This is a genomic window from Chitinimonas taiwanensis DSM 18899, assembly GCF_900119825.1.
Lineage (GTDB): Bacteria > Pseudomonadota > Gammaproteobacteria > Burkholderiales > Chitinimonadaceae > Chitinimonas > Chitinimonas taiwanensis.
Window position 1 is genome coordinate 159648 of record NZ_FPKR01000009.1, and the last position, 15189, is coordinate 174836.

Genomic DNA, 15189 nt, shown 5'->3' on the forward strand with positions numbered 1-15189 from the left:
CACTCGGCTTTGCGGCATTCAATGAAAGTCGCGACTCACGACGGGTAGATCGCCCAGCAGCTCGGATTTATCCGCCAGGCGCTTGGCCAACAGGTGCACCACTTCGCCCTCGCGCTGCACCACGCCATACACCGCCAAAAGTCGCGCGCCGAGCAGCTCCTTGCGCTGGCGCTCAACCAGATCGCGCCAGACGATCACATTCACATTGCCGGTCTCATCCTCCAGGGTTAGGAACACCACCCCGCTGGCCGTGCCTGGGCGCTGCCGGCCGATGACCAGACCGCAGGCACGCGCCGGTTGGCGATCCTGACATTGGCGGATTTCGGCCGCGCTCAGCAGGCGCTCCTTGGCCAGCCTTCGGCGCAGTAGGGCCAGCGGGTGGCCGCGCAGGCTCAGGCCCAGGCGCTGGTAATCGCTGTGCAGCTCCTCACCCGGCCGGGCCAGCGGTAGCGCGGGCAGGCTGTCGGCCTCGGGCAGCGCGTCGGCCAGATCTTGTACCGTACTGAGACCGGCGGCCTGCCAGCGTGCCTGGCGGCGGTTGCCGCCAAAGCCCGCCAGCGCATCAGCATCGGCCAGCAGCTGCAGGCTACGACTATCCAGCCGCGCTGCGCGTTGCAAGGCTTGCGCGCTGGCATAGCCCCCGTGGGGGCGTGCCTGCGCAATCCGTTCGCCCAAGGTCTTGCTCAGCCCGCGTACCAGGCTTAGCCCCAGGCGCACCGCGGGCTGCACCTGTCCGCTCGCTTCCAGCGTGCAGTCCCAGGCGCTGTGCTGCACATCCACCGGGTGAAACAGCACGCCATGGCGACGCGCATCCTGGATCAGCTGATTGGGTGCGTAAAAACCCATCGGATAACTATTGATCAATGCGCATACAAAGGCGGCCGGTTCATGGCATTTGAGCCAGGCCGAGGCATAGGCGAGCAGGGCGAAACTGGCCGAGTGCGATTCGGGGAAGCCATAGTCCGAGAAACCCTCGATCTGCTTCCAGATACGCGCGGCAAATGCCGGGCTATAGCCGCGCTGAATCATGCCATTGAGCAATTTCTCTCTATGTGGCTGTAACTTGCCGCTACGTTGCCAAGCCGCCATGGAACGACGCAGCTGGTCGGCCTCGCCCGGCGCATAGCCAGCGGCATGGATGGCCAGCTGCATAACCTGTTCTTGAAAGATCGGCACCCCATGCGTGCGTGCAAGCACTGCGCGCACCTGCTCAATGCCTTCACCCTCGCCAATATCAGCTAGATCGCAAGTGCCGGCACGCCGGTTAGCCAAGTAGGGATGGACCATATCACCCTGAATCGGTCCCGGTCGCACAATGGCCACCTCCACCACAAGGTCATAGAAGGTGCGCGGCTGCAGTCGCGGCAACATGGACATCTGCGCGCGCGATTCGATCTGAAACACACCCACCGTATCGGCGCGGCAGATCATCGCGTAAGTGGCCGGGTCCTCGCGCGGGATATCGGCCAGCGTTATGGTCCGGCCACGCAGGTCCGACACCAGCGCCAGCGTGCGGCGCAGCGCGCTCAGCATGCCCAGTGCCAGTACATCCACTTTCAAGAGGCCCAGGCTTTCCAGATCGTCCTTGTCCCACTGGATGACCGTGCGCGCCGGCATGCTGGCGTTTTCTATCGGCACCAGCCGCGCCAGCGGCCCGCGTGAGAACACGAAACCACCCACATGCTGGGACAGATGGCGTGGAAAGCCGCGCAGCTGCTCGACCAGATGCAGCAGCAGACGCACGGGCCGGGCCTCCGGGTCGAAGCCGGCTTCACGCAGCCGGGCGGGCAGATCGCTGCGCTTGTCCCACCAGGCCAGCGTGCCGCTCAACCGGTCCAGCTGTTCCTCATCGAAGCCCAGCGCCCGGCCCGCATCGCGCAAGGCGCTCTTGGTGCGATAGCAGATCACCGTGGCCGCCAGCGCGGCACGGTCGCGCCCGTACTTCGCATACAGATACTGGATGACTTCTTCGCGCCGCTCATGCTCGAAGTCCACATCGATATCGGGCGGCTCATTGCGCTCCTTGGACAGGAAACGTTCGAACAGCAGATTACCCTCGTCCGGATTGACCTCGGTAATCCCCAGCGCATAACAGACGGCCGAATTGGCCGCTGAGCCACGCCCTTGGCACAGAATGCCCTGGCTGCGCGCAAAACGTACCGTGTCTTCCACGGTCAGGAAGAAGGCCGCGTAAGCAAGTTCGGCAATCAGACCTAGCTCCTTCTCGATCTGCGCGGCCACCTTGTCGGGTGTGCCTTGCGGATAGCGCCGGCGCAGGCCGGCCTCGACCAGCTTGGCCAAGTGGCTGTCCGGCGTCTGGCCCGCGGGCACCAGTTCCAGCGGGTATTCATAGCGCAGGCTGTCGAGGGAAAACTGGCAGCGCGCGGCGATGTGCAGGGTTTCGGCCAGCAGTTCGGCGGGATAGAGCCGCGCGAGCGCGAGGCGCTGGCGCAGATGACGCTCGCCATTCGGGAACAGCGCCAACCCGCAGTCGGCCACCGGTTTGCCCAGGCGCGTTGCGCTGAGCATGTCCTGCAGCATGCGGCGCGAGCGCAGGTGGTAGTGCACATCGCCCGCCGCCACACAGCGCAAGCCGGCCGCTTCAGCCAGCGCCTGCAATTCGCTCAGGACTTGGCGGTCATCGGCTTGCTGAAACAGCTCGACCGCCAGCCAGGCCCGCTCGGGAAAGGTGTGGGCAAACCAGTGCGCATCGGCCAGCTGCGCTGCGCGCGGTGGCAGCCATAGCGCTAGGACACGCGACGACAGGCGTGCCACATCGGCGCGGTCGAGCTGGTAGCTGCCCTTATCGGCACGGCGCCGCCCCACGGTGATCAGCTCGGACAGATCGCCATACGCCTCCCGGTCAGGCGCCAGCAGCACCAGGCGCAAGCCGTCCTGCAAGGTGAACTCGCTGCCGATGATCAGCGCAGGCGGTGCTGGCTGGCTCGGGTCCTGGCTGACTTCCGCCTGTGCCGCCTTGACTGCCTCGTGCGCACGCACCACGCCGGCCAGCGAGCATTCATCGGTGATTGCCAGCGCACGGTAGCCAAGCGTGCGCGCGCGTTCCACCAGCTCGGGCGCACTGGAGGCGCCGCGCTGGAAGCTGAAATTGGATAGGCAGTGCAGCTCGGCGTATTCGGGCAGCATGGGCCGCGGCGCTCAGGCAAACAGACCATGCAGGAACCACGCACCATCCAGGCGCTGCTGGTAGAGCCAGTAACGCCGCCCGGACGGCCCCTCGGCCTGCCAGTAATCACGCGCCACGCTTGCCCCATCCCACCAGCCGGATTCGATGCGCTCGGCCCGCCCGAGCAGGGTCAGCGGCTCGCCATACCAGGGCCGCTCGGCGCGGGTCTCCAGCGCCAGTGGCATCGGCAGCAGCCAGCCCGGTCGTTCGCTGCGCAGGCTAGGTGCGCTGGTAGCGGGCGGGCGGCTGCTCCACGCATGCTCGGGTCTGTGGTCAGCGACGCAGTGCAGCTCGCGCACCGCGTCCTCCCCTAGGCGGGCGGCCAGGCGGGCACGCAGCAGCTGGAAATCCGCCTGGGCTTGGCCCTGGCCAAACAGACCAAGCGCCTCGCCATCCAGCCGATGCAGGCTATCGGCAAGCAGCGCCACGCTGTGCACGGCGGCCGGCAGCGTAAAGCGCGTCAGCCTTTCGCGCGTAATCGCCAGCATCGCCTCCGCTGCGCGGGTAGGCTGGCCCAAACCGACCAGCAGTTCGCTGCGCTGCCCGCCTTCATGGCCGAGCTGCCAGCGCAGCTGCTGCACACCCAGGCCTCGGCCCAGTAGAAAAGCCGCCAGCTCCTGCAGCAGCCTGCGCGCAATAAAGCCCAGCGCTTCCACCTGCTCGATATGCCAGTTCAGCTCCAGGCGGCGCGCAAAGTGCTCGGGCGGTATAAAGGGGCGGCGTGGATCGGGCTGCTGGCCGCAGGCCTGGGCCAGCATCTGGGTGAAGTCGCTGCCAAAGCGCAGCGCCAGCTCGGCATGGGGTAGCTGCAGTAGCTCGCCCAGACGGCGCAAACCCAGCTCGCGCAGGCTGTCCTGCCAGGCGGTGGGCCAGGGCAGGGCGGCCAGGGGCAGTTGTTGCAAGCGATGCTGCCAGTCATCGAAGCAGGGCGGCGCAGCCTCATCCGCCGTCAGCGCAAACCAGCTGGCGGCCAGCGGCGTCGGTGCCAGGCCCAGGCGAACCGGCAGGTCCATTTCTGCCAAGCCTGCACTGATCAGGCTGCGCAGGCGTTCCAGGCCCTGGAAGTATTGCAGGCAACCTTCGATTTCCAGCAAGAGGCCGGCCGGCGGGTCTAGGCAGACCGTGGGGGTGAACTGCAGTGCCCAAGTGGCCAGATTGGCCAGTAGGGCGGCCTCCTGCTCGGGCTGGCGGCGAGCCAGTTGCAGCTGGGCTGCCAGCGCCTGGGCAGCCGAACGGCGCAGGCCGCTTCTCACCCCCAGCGTCTGCGCCGCCGCATTGGCGAGCAGGACTTTCTCCTGCCGGCCCTGGCGGTCGATGACCGCCCAGGGCTCAGCCGGCGTAGGCGTAGGGTGCAGATGCAGCGCGTTGAGCGGCAGCTGGGGCAGATGCAGTGCCAGCCACAACATGATGGTTTCTTCCGTAAACAGGTCGGCGGGCCGGGGTGGCATGGGGCAGGAAGACCGGGCGCAGATGGGGCGCGCCACGGCGTTTGAGCACGCGTACCGCTACCCCGCCGGCTACCGATTCCACGCCCAGGCGCAATACAAAGGGCGAACTCTGGCCGTCGTGCTGGGCCTCGCGCAGCACGAAGCCGCTGCCGCCGCCTTTTTCCGCGGCCAATTGCAGGCGGCGCGCATTGCGGTCGCTCAGCGGCTGCTTGAACCAGCTGATCACTGCGCCGCAGGCCGGTTCGCGCAGCGATTGCTCACAGGCCCACAGCGCATCGAATTCGGTGTCCGGCACCACCCAGGTCAGCTTGCGCAGGTCCACGCCCGCTGCCTGCCAGGCCGGGGCATAAGGGATATGTGGAGGGGCGATCAGCACCACCTGCTTGCCAGCCTGGGTCAGCGCAGCCAGGGCCGGGAGCAGCAGCTTGAGCTCGCCACAGCCCGCGCGGCTGGCCAGCAGCTCGGTCACGGCGGCCTTGGGCCAGCCGCCGCCGGGCAGAATGGGCGCAAGCTCGGCATGCTGGCAATCGATCACCTCGGGCAGCGCATGCGAAAAGCCGTCACCACGCCAGATGGCGGGGTGCTTGAGTACCTCGGTCAGGGCTGCCTGCATGATGCTCTCCGGTGAACGATCGTTCTCACATTATGGAGAACGATCGTTCACCGCGCAAGGCCGCTGCGCAGCATGCCTAGCCCAAGCCAGGGCGGCCTCGGTATGATCTGGCCGGCCAGACTGCTGGCGCTGCACCAGTGCTTGGGCTCGGCGCTACGGACCGGAACAATCCACAAGATCAAGACCAAGCAGGAGAGGGAAATGCGTGGCTATCACGCCCTGATGTGCGGCTGCCTGATAAGCGGCCTGGCATGGCCTGCCGCTGCGGCCGACTTGCCCTTCGAGGCGCGATCCGCCTTACCGCCGGCCGCGCGCGCATTTTTTAGCCAGCTCAAGCCCGCCGACTTCACCCCCCCACGGCTGGCCCGCCAGATTGCGCGCTACAACACGGCGCAGCAGCGCCGCTACCGTGTCAGCCCGCCCGACAGCGCCCTCGGCGATGGCGCCTTGCCGCCCGCCGGCTATAGCCAGATCACGCTGCAAGAGCTGCCACAGTATTTCCAGCTCGATATCCAGGTAGTGGACCGCGACCATAGCGATGGGATCGATGACGGCATCGATAGCTGGCACAGCTTGTTCTTCAGTAAACAGCAGCCGGCGGCCGAAGCGCGCTACAGCGCCGGGCCGACCTACCCGATGCCTGGCCATCCGCAGCTGCGCCTCGCCATTCCTAGCCGCGATAGCTGCATGGGGCGCTCCCCCGTAGGCAGCATGCAGCTCATGCATCTTGCTAGTGGGCAGCCGATTTGGCAGATCGCGTTACCCGAACACAGCCTCTATCTGGACGTGGATGAGACGGCCGGCGAGCCGGCGTTGCACTACACGCTGGTGGAAGAGGAGGCCATCGACTCGCCGCGGCAGTGCGAGGTCGGCGGCCCGGTGCGCCGCACTACCAGCCGCTATGCCTTGCAGTGCGATGCGGCCGGCAGCCAGTGCAGCACAAGCCGCTTGCAGCAGCAGAGCGAGGAAGACTGCATGTCGATAGGTGGCTGCGACTGATGGCCGGACCCACGCGCATCACCTCACCCTGCCTCGCCATCCATGGCGGTGCCGGCACCATTACCCGCGCCTTACTCGGCCCCGCGCAGGAGGCCGAATACCGTGCTGCGCTGACCGAGGCACTGACAGCCGGCTATGCATTGCTGCAGCAAGGCGCCAGCAGCCTGGATGCGGTGGTGGCGGCCGTCCAGGTGCTGGAAGACTGCCCGCTGTTCAATGCCGGGCGCGGCGCGGTCTTTACCCACAATGGGCTGATCGAGCTGGATGCCTCGGTCATGGATGGGCGCAGCGGCCTGGCCGGTGCAGTGGCCGGCGTGCGCCATATCCGCAACCCGGTGCTGGCCGCGCGGCGGGTGATGGAACAGAGCCGCCATGTGCTGTTGATCGGCGAGGGCGCCGAGCAATTTGCCCTGGCGCAGGGTTTGGCGTTTGAAGCGCCCGCCTATTTCCATACTGAACGGCGCTGGCAGCAACTACAGCAGGCGCGCGCGCAGAGCGCGGTGCTGCTCGACCATAGTGCACCGGGCGCCGCGGGCGCGGTGTTCGAGATAGCGCTCAATGATCATAAATACGGCACGGTGGGCGCCGTGGCGCTCGACGCGGCCGGCAATCTGGCTGCCGCCACCTCTACCGGCGGGCTCACCAATAAGCAGTTCGGCCGGGTTGGCGATACCCCCATCATCGGCGCCGGCTGCTATGCCGAAAACGGCGTGGTGGCCGTCTCCGGCACCGGTACCGGTGAATTCTTCATGCGCGGCGTGCTGGCCTACGATATCGCCGCCCGCATCAAGTACCAGCAGCAAGATTTGCCCAGCGCAGTGGAGCAGACATTGGACAGCTGCCTGCGCCAGCGTGGCGGGGAGGGCGGCGTGATCAGTCTCGACGCCCAGGGCCAGGTCTACTTCGGCTTCAATACCGAAGGCATGTACCGCGGCCAGATCAGCGCGTCCGGCCTGCAGGTGGAGATCTATCATGCGTGATCGCCGCGCCAGCCAAGCGCTGGGTCTGGCTGGGCGCCTGCTCAGTCTCTACCTGCTATTACTTGCATTCAGCTGGCCGGTCCTGGCCTCACATGGCCCAACGCTCACCATCCTGTTGCCGGAACGGGTGAGCAGGCAGGGCGAGCAATTCGCGGATAGCGGGCGCACCAGCCAGCTGATTGCCGCGCTGGCCAAGGAGAGTGGGCTGGATATCCAGACTGCCTACTACCCGTGGCGGCGCGCACAAAAGCTGGCTGAGCGCGGCGAGGGCCTACTCTGGGGCGTGGTGCGTACACCCGAGCGCGCGCGGGTGTTTGCCTTCTCGGCGCCCATGTTCAACACCCCGGTCTGGATCATCGTGCCCGAGGGGCAGCGCTTTGCTTACCGTAGCATTCAGGACCTGCGAGGCAAGACGGTCTCGATCACGCGCGGCTCGCAATATGGCGGCGAGTTCATGGCTCAGCGCGACAAGCTGTTCAAGGTGGAAGAGGAGGCGGGCACCTTGCGTGCGCGCCTGGGCATGCTCGCGCAAGGCCGGGTTGATCTGCTGCTGTCGGCCTCGACCCAGCAGACCAGCAAGGACTACACCCAGCAGCTGAATCTGCGCTGGGGGGATATCGGCCGCTGGGAGGTGCTGAGCACGCCATTCTCGGTCGATGCGATCCATATCGCCGCAGCGCGCGGCAAGCCGATCAGCCAGCATCTGCCTGCGCTCAGCCACGCCATTCAGCGTCTACAGCGGCGTGGAGTGATTCAGGACATCGTGGCGCGCCATGCCCAGCATGCCATCCTGCCCACCGCGCCGGTCGATGTACGCCCCGGCGCCTACTGACCGTAAGCGGCTTGGTCGCCCGACCAAGGCGTATCAAGCTGCGCGCCGCTCCCCAGCTTCGTCAGCCGGCGCGCGTTCGCTGCGCTCGCTGCCGCCCTCGTTCAATAGTTGTGCAAAGGTGTCGGCATTCAGCTCGGGCACCTGGAAGCTGACCTGTTCGGGGTCGAACACCACGCCACGCCCATCGCTGTAGTAGTCGACTGGCACATTCAGTCCCAGCGCCAGGCTGCTGCCCACGCTGCGCTCGGCCAGATTCCAGTCCTTGCGCCATAGCGTGAAGCTGGTCACAAAGGCATCGGCCACCACCTCGGCATAGCCGTTTAGGCCGAAGCGCAGTTGCGGGCTCAGCGAGGCAGACAGGTCGGCATGCAAATGCAGACCGGCAGCGGGGGTCCAGTCCAGGTTTACCGCGGGGCTAATGTCAGCGCGCACCTCTGCTGCTGCCGCCACATTGATCCCGGCGGTAGCCCGAATAATGGCTGCGCCGAGCGAGACCCCTGCATCGAGTGAGGCCTCCACGCCAGCCACGCCAGGTAGATTGAATTGGGCATCCCCGGTGATATGCAGGCTGTCCGGCTCGGCAGGGTTGTAATCCTCGATACGGATTTCGGTCTGGGTCAGCCTGCCGGGACCAATATGGGCGTAGCCATTGACCCGGCCATTGATCGTGAGCGCCAGCCCAACGGTGTTGCCGCCCACTGCCAAGCCAATCAGCGGCACTGACACCGTCGGCATACGGAATAGCTCGCGCCTCGCCCTTTCGGGGGAGGGATACTGGTCAAACACGGTCAAAGGTTCCGGCAAACCGATATGACCACTGATCAGCATATCGCCACTCGGTCGCACCTTGACACCCACGCCGCCTTGCAACCACTCGGTGAGCCGAGCCGTGACCGAGCCTGCACCGTAGATCTTCAGCGTGTCGGTGGCTGTAGCGGCATCTCCTTCCGCTGCGCCGCCCTCTAGCTCGCCATCGCTGGATACCGCCCGGTTGGTGAGACCCACACTGACATTGCCAGAGAAAATACCGCGCGCGTAGTCGACACTGATCTGACCGTCGAAGGCGCCGTCCTCATAGCTGACCGTGATTTCTGAGTCCACCCCAGGCAAATTGGGAATTGCCGTACCGCTGGCCGACATTTTCCAGCGCCCGGCATCTTGTGCCAGCTGAGCATGAACATTTCCCTGACGTATGCCTGGCAAGTCCTGCAAAACCAGATCACCTGCCACGGTCAGCCCTCGTTCGGCCTGGTAGTCGGCGGTCAGTGCGGCGTTCTGTACTCCCGGGATGGCCGGCTGCAGATCACCGCGGGCATTGATATGGCTGCCTTCTACCGTGACATTGACGCTTGCGCCATTGACCCCGCGTATACGACCGGGTTGCGTGATGGCCAGCGTGCCACTACCCCCGAACTGGCCTTCCCGGTACCACAGCCGCAGATTGGCCTGGTCAAACACGGTGCTATCCACCTGAATGCTGCCTTCCGCTGAAAAGCGGCCGCGACTATCCACACCGGCGCTGAGCGAACCGCGCCCGAGTTGGTTCAGGGTGAAGTCCAGCCCGCCTTCCGCACGAAAACCACTGCGGCTGAAAAACACCCCCAAGCTTGCTTCATCGATGGTCATGCCGGGCAAACTGAAATTCAGATCGCTGGCCGTAAAGGTCTTACCGAACTCCATCTCGCCATTGGCCCAGATCACCTCAATCGGCGTAGTGCCAAGCAAAGGAATGCTGGGCGTGAGCTGTCCCTGCGCGGCAATGCTGTTGCCATCAACCGAAATATCATTGAACTGGACGGGTGAAAGCGCCGCATTTTCCACCGCCAACGTGGCGGTGGGCACCACATAGGCCGAGTACTGGCTGGCGGAATTGAGATTGAAGGTACAGGGGGCATTCTGCGGCGTGAAGCCCGCCGGCAAGACCCAATTGCCACTGAGCTGGCCAATCTGCTGATTGGCGGCAGCTGAGCTGTAGTCGGCATTCAGGGTAATGGTATCGATAGACACACCGGCCAAGCGCCGCTTGGCGACGCCATTGACATTGATACTGGTCTGGCTGGCAGTTTTGCTGAAGCTGGCAATCTGGGTTCCGCCTATACCAGCCACCAGCACGAAGCTGGTGGCCGAGCCGGCCGCGCCAGCCGGGGGTGGCGCGGCATTGATCACCCGTAGCTGTTCGCCGCTACGGATATCGTCCACGGTAAAGAAGGTGGTGCCCGCATCGCCGCGCCCACCGCCACCCGTCACATCGGTGAACACGATGCCATCGGTACGCAGTTGCTCGCGAGCCTGTGCGTAAGTGGGCATGCCCCCGGTACTGGAACCCGCCGCGCGCGCCGCGCGCCACTCGGCCTGCATCAGATCAAGCTTGTTGTTCACCATGCTGCGATACATGGTGCGACCGGAATCCCCATTCACACTTTTGTTCAAGAGCTCGTAGTTTTCCGCGGTATCGCCGGAGGGGTCGGTATGCCAGCCCGCGCACTGCAGCTCAACGATATGATCCACCTCCAGTCGATGCGTCTGCCATTCGCCCTGGCGGTTCCATTTGGGCACTTTGAAGAAGTCGATCCAGTCAGTCTGCGACTTCGTTTCCTGATGACCACCGCTAAACGTCAAGGTGCGCTGGGTCGTACCGGTGCGGCCACTAAATCCCAGCCGGTCGAATTCCGTCTGCAAGCTATCAAGATTACCAACCGCGGTATTCCACTTACTGACCTGGGCCGAAGGGTGACTATCGCGATCATAATTGGGCCCATTCTTGAGTTTCCCCTCGTCCTTCCAGCGGCGATACAGATGCATATGGCGCTGTTTGCCCGCCGGCAATTCAAGGCGCGTCAGGCGGCGTTGCGCCTGTTCCACGGTTGGAGGCGGCTCAGCCGTGCCTGCTGTGCCGCCGGCGCTCGAAGTCCCAGTACTACCGTGGCCTGGTGGGTTACGCATGATCTGGCGTGCCACGCCGTGATCTTGCTGGACCACATGCGCAAGCTCATGTGCAAGCAAGCGCTGGCCGGCCGGATCTTGCGGCTGGTAGGCATCGGCAGCGAAGACCACCCGGTGACCGACGGTGAAGGCCCGCGCATCCAGCCTCTGCGCCAGACGATTGGCCGCTGGGCTCAGATAGATGCGTACCTGATCCAGCGGTTGATCCATGCGTGTCTCAAAGAAGTTGCGCGTATCCGGGTCCAGTGGCTGGCCATCACCGAGTGCCGCCAAATCGCTTTCACCCACACCTGTAGGTAGATCAGCAGTTCCGCTGGCCGCTGCTTCCGAGCGCATGACTTGCCGACTGGCGCTGCCATCCGTGGCACTGTCGGGCGTGGCGCCTGGCGCACTGACCTCGGCTGGCGGAACCGTACGGCCATCGCCCTTCGGCTCGTTCTGTATCGTTTCGGTGGCCGGTTCATTGTTCAGCAGCTTGAGGAAGTCGTCGCTGGACAGCTCGGGCTTGGGGATGGAGATGTCCTTGGCCGGATCGAAGCGCAGGCCGGTCTTGCTGTTGTAGCCGAGCTTGGCCGAGGCGGTGACCGACAGCGGCAGCTTGAAGGAGGCGCTACCCAGCTCCCATTTGCGGCTCCATACCGTGATGGTGTCGACCACCACATTGAGCTTGGCGAACACTTCGCCGCTGAGCGAGAACTTTAGCTGTGGCTGGAAATTCAGCGCAGCCGAGCTTTCCAGGTCGAAGCCCTCGGCCTGGCTCCAGCTGAACTTGGCATTGGCCTTCACCAGCGGCGGGTCGGCCGGGATGCCGGCCTCGGCGGTAATGCCGATCGCGCCGCCCAGCTCGGCCACCAGAGCCTTGGCCGAGATATTGGCGGTGGCAGTCAGCGCGATGCCGGCCTTGGCCGGGACTTCGAAGTCGGCATTGCCGGATAGCTTGAGCGTATCGATGCTGATATTGGCCGGGTTGAATGGGGCAATGGTCAGCGAGGTGTTCTTCAGCTTGCCTGGGCCGACCGAGGCCTCGGCATCGACCGAGCCGGTGGCATAAAAGACGATGGCCACGCCGACCCCGGCCACGGTGATGCCGCAGAGCGGAATTTCCGGGGTCTTGATGGTGAGCAGATTGTGTTTGGCCTTGTCGCCGGCCGGAATCTGCGGAAACAGCTCGCGGTCGGCCACGGTGACCGAGCCGCCGATTTCGACCGAGCCATCCTCCTTCAGCACCAGGGTCACCGTGCCGCTGATGCCATCGCTGATCTTCAGCGTCAGGTCGCCCTTGCCAAAGGCCTTGAAACTCTTGCCGCCTTCGCCCGAGACATTGCCGGCCTCATCCACCGTGCCATTGGTCACCCCGATGGTGATATCGCCCTTGAGCCGGTCACCCGCACCGAACTTGAAGCCGACCTGGCCCTTGAGCAAGACGATGCCGTCCTTGTAAGTGCCTTTGATATTGCTGCTGACGCCCGGAATGGCCGGCGAGATATCGCCTGCGCCGGAAATCGACCAGTTCTCGCCATTACGCTCCAGCTTCATGGTCAGCGTGCCGCTCTGTATGCCGGGCAGCTTCTCGAGCTCGCCATCGCCCTGCACCGAGAAATGCTCAGGGTCTTTCAGATCGATGGCGAGCCCCAGCGACTTGATGCCGGGAATATCGGTCTCGGCCTTGCCCACCGCAGTAAAGATCTCGTTCTCGACCTTGGCGTTGACCGTGGCGCTCTTGATGCCCTTGATCTTGTCCTTGCCGATCTTCAGATCGGCCTCGCCGCTGAACTTGCCCGCTTCGCCTTCCTTCACATAGCTGAGGCTGAGCTTGGCCTGGGCGTCGAACAGCTTCTTGTCGAACTCGAAATCACCGCGGATGGCGAAGCTGGCCATCTTGCCGGTGGCCTTGAGCGAGCCCTCGCCCAGGCCCTTGATCAGGAAGAACACGATGCCGGTGGCGCTGAAACCCGACTTGGTACCGAGAGCCACAGTCAGGCTGCTGCTGGTGATGCTGAAGGGACCGGGCAGCTTGATCTCGTCACCGGTGAAGGTCTTCTGCACGCGCAGATCGGTGCCTTCCACGATCAGGTCCAGCGTGGTGCCCTGGAAAAGACCAAGGCTGGGATTGACCACGCCTTGGATGAACAGGCCGCTGGGCAGGATATCGAACTCGACGATATCGATCGGGCTCATTTCCTTCAGCGCGAAGGCCTTGGCGATCTTGCCTGCCGCGCCGATCACATTGATATAGCCAGCCTGCTTGAGGCTGGCGCCATTGCCGGGCAGGCGCTTGATGGTCAGGTCGATCTCATTGCCGCCATTCGGGTTCTGCAGCTGGCTGATATCAATCTGCGCCTTCAGGCTGCCAGCGTTCTCCGCCCCACCAGACAAATTCAGATCGAAGCTCGACAGCTTGACGCCCTTGATCCAGTCCGCATTCAGGATGCTCTTGTCCTTGGGCTTGCCACTCGCATCGAGCTTGATCTGCTTGGGTGCGCCGCCCGATTTGCTCGGGTAGAGCACAAACAGATCGGGCCCGCCGAAGAAGGGCTCTTTGTCCACGCCGGCCGGCCAGGGCAGGGCGCTGCCGCTGGGTGCGGCCAGGTCGGGGTCGTAGATATTCAGCCCCTTCTTGGCCGGCTCCTGGTCGTTGATCTGCTTGATGCTCCAGCAGCTGCTCTTGCCGCCGGCCGCACCTGCGGCAAAGTCGGAATACTTGAGGTCGTATTTGGCCTTGATCTTCTCCGGGTCGCCGCCTTCCTTATCGCTCATCTTTTTCAGGATGCCGGTGATGGAGGCATCGATGCTGGAGCCTGAGGAGCGGTTGCTCGACGCATCGCGCAGCTCGAGATTCGACTCGACGTCCTGGTCGGGCCCGCCTATCTGCAGCTCGATGATATGGTCGACATCGTAGGATTCACCCTTGCCGCTCTCGTCCCAGCGCGGCTTGCGCGCGATTTCGCCGATCTCCTTCGGCGGGCCGACCAGCACCTCCTTATTGTCAGCGTCGAGCTTGCTGGACTTGGGCACGGCCACATAGATGCCGGCCTCGTTCAGGCCCAGGTCCTTGGCGAAATTGTCACGCGCGCCCTTGGTGGCCTTGCGCCAGGTGGATATCTGCTTGGAGCCTTCCTCCTTGCGGTTGTAGCCGGCCGGGCGGGTGAATTCCTTGCCGCTGTAGTGCTGGGCCTTGAAGCCGGGTATGGCCACGCCTTTTACATCCACGCTGCCTGCGGCGGCTGGCTTGCGCATGATCTGGCGCGGCACCACGTCCTGGCGCTGTTGCAGCACATGGGCCAGCTCGTGTGCGAGCAGCTGCTTGCCTTCCTGGCTGCCCGGCTGGAACTGACCGGCGGCGAAGGCGATATGTCGGCCATAGGTGAAGGCGCGCGCATGAATCTGCTTGGCGGCGCTATCGGCCTGCGCATCGTGGTGGATGCGCACATCGGCCAGATCATGGCCGAGGCGCTGCTCGAAGAAGCTGCGCGTATTCGGGTCGAGCGCCTGGCCTTCGCCCAGCTTGCTGGCAAAGTCGGCCGGCACGCTGGGCGCATCGGCCTTGCTGTCGCTGGCGGCCGCGCGGCGGATATCGGGCGCGGCATTCTCCTGGGTGGCGCGGCCACCCGTGGTGCCGCCGGTGCTGGTCGGCTTGGGGGCTTGAGGCGTTTTGCCCGCAGCAGGTGCGGCGGCTTTATCGCCCGCCGCGGCAGCTGCGCCGCCAGCCGGCGCGCTGGCCGGTTTGGCGCCGCCGGCGGCGGTGTCGGGCGCGGCCGGGGCGCGGTTCAGCTGCGGCGCCGTGCTGCTGGTGGCGGCTGGCTTGCTGCTTGGCTCGCTCATGCGCATCACCTTGTCGGCCACGGCATCCGCCTCGCGCTCCACCGCATCACCCGGCTCGCTCACACTGAGCTTGGCGCGTACCGCCATACGGTCAAAGCGCTGCGCGCCCTCGCTCTTGGCTGCAGGGCCCTGCGCACCAGGCTGGGCCTCCGCCCCCTTGGCCGCGCCGGCCTTGGCATCAGCTGCCTTGGCGCCGGCGCCGCCCGCCTTCGCGCCAGCCTGATCTGCCGACTTGGCATCCGCCTTGCCGGCAGGCCCTGCGGCCTTGTCACTGCCTCCCTTGGCGGCAGCGGGCTGGCTGGCGCCCCCCGCCTTGCCGGCCGGCTTCTTGGCCTCGCTTGCGACTTGGCTGCCCATGGCATTAC

Annotated in this window: 7 protein-coding genes; 3 read left to right on the top strand and 4 right to left on the bottom strand. The window is 64.9% G+C overall.

The features are described from left to right. Window positions 1-18: 18 nt before the first annotated feature. Genes BT173_RS12475 through imuA form a run of 3 tightly spaced genes read right to left on the bottom strand, consistent with a single transcriptional unit; the run spans window position 19 to window position 5248 of the window. Entirely contained in the window at window positions 19-3147 is a 3129-nt protein-coding gene (locus BT173_RS12475) for an error-prone DNA polymerase (RefSeq protein WP_072428992.1), read from the bottom strand. A gap of 12 nt (window positions 3148-3159) precedes the next feature. Further along, the gene (locus tag BT173_RS12480; RefSeq protein ID WP_084658535.1) at window positions 3160-4593 is read right to left on the bottom strand and encodes a Y-family DNA polymerase; all 1434 of its coding nucleotides are present in this window, start codon (window positions 4591-4593) and stop codon (window positions 3160-3162) included. After that, entirely contained in the window at window positions 4517-5248 is a 732-nt protein-coding gene (imuA, locus tag BT173_RS12485; RefSeq protein ID WP_072428993.1) for a translesion DNA synthesis-associated protein ImuA, read from the bottom strand. Before imuA ends, BT173_RS12480 begins: the two co-directional genes overlap by 77 nt. Window positions 5249-5449: 201 nt before the next feature. Between imuA and BT173_RS12490 the strand changes: the two genes are divergently transcribed. From BT173_RS12490 to BT173_RS12500, 3 genes are read left to right on the top strand one after another with little or no spacing between them, the layout of a single operon-like run. Beyond that, window positions 5450-6247, top strand: a complete 798-nt coding sequence (locus BT173_RS12490) for a hypothetical protein (RefSeq protein WP_072428994.1) — start codon at window positions 5450-5452, stop codon at window positions 6245-6247. Then, window positions 6247-7227 (top strand): isoaspartyl peptidase/L-asparaginase family protein, encoded by a 981-nt coding sequence (locus tag BT173_RS12495; RefSeq protein WP_308417580.1) that lies wholly within the window; start codon window positions 6247-6249, stop codon window positions 7225-7227. The genes BT173_RS12490 and BT173_RS12495 overlap by 1 nt, the downstream gene beginning before the upstream one ends. Then, entirely contained in the window at window positions 7220-8059 is an 840-nt protein-coding gene (locus tag BT173_RS12500; RefSeq protein WP_072428995.1) for a substrate-binding periplasmic protein, read from the top strand. The genes BT173_RS12495 and BT173_RS12500 overlap by 8 nt, the downstream gene beginning before the upstream one ends. 33 nt (window positions 8060-8092) lie before the next feature. On the opposite strand, the gene BT173_RS12505 is transcribed toward BT173_RS12500, so the two are convergent. Further along, on the bottom strand, window positions 8093-15181 hold the full coding sequence (locus tag BT173_RS12505; RefSeq protein WP_072428996.1) for an eCIS core domain-containing protein: 7089 nt from the start codon (window positions 15179-15181) through the stop codon (window positions 8093-8095). Window positions 15182-15189: the final 8 nt, after the last annotated feature.

Bases quoted from the DNA above. Each gene is read 5' to 3' on its own strand.
- BT173_RS12475 (WP_072428992.1), bottom strand. From the start codon at position 3,147: ATGCTGCCCGAATACGCCGAGCTGCACTGCCTATCCAATTTCAGCTTC.
- BT173_RS12480 (WP_084658535.1), bottom strand. From the start codon at position 4,593: ATGTTGTGGCTGGCACTGCATCTGCCCCAGCTGCCGCTCAACGCGCTG.
- imuA (WP_072428993.1), bottom strand. From the start codon at position 5,248: ATGCAGGCAGCCCTGACCGAGGTACTCAAGCACCCCGCCATCTGGCGT.
- BT173_RS12490 (WP_072428994.1), top strand. From the start codon at position 5,450: ATGCGTGGCTATCACGCCCTGATGTGCGGCTGCCTGATAAGCGGCCTG.
- BT173_RS12495 (WP_308417580.1), top strand. From the start codon at position 6,247: ATGGCCGGACCCACGCGCATCACCTCACCCTGCCTCGCCATCCATGGC.
- BT173_RS12500 (WP_072428995.1), top strand. From the start codon at position 7,220: ATGCGTGATCGCCGCGCCAGCCAAGCGCTGGGTCTGGCTGGGCGCCTG.
- BT173_RS12505 (WP_072428996.1), bottom strand. From the start codon at position 15,181: ATGGGCAGCCAAGTCGCAAGCGAGGCCAAGAAGCCGGCCGGCAAGGCG.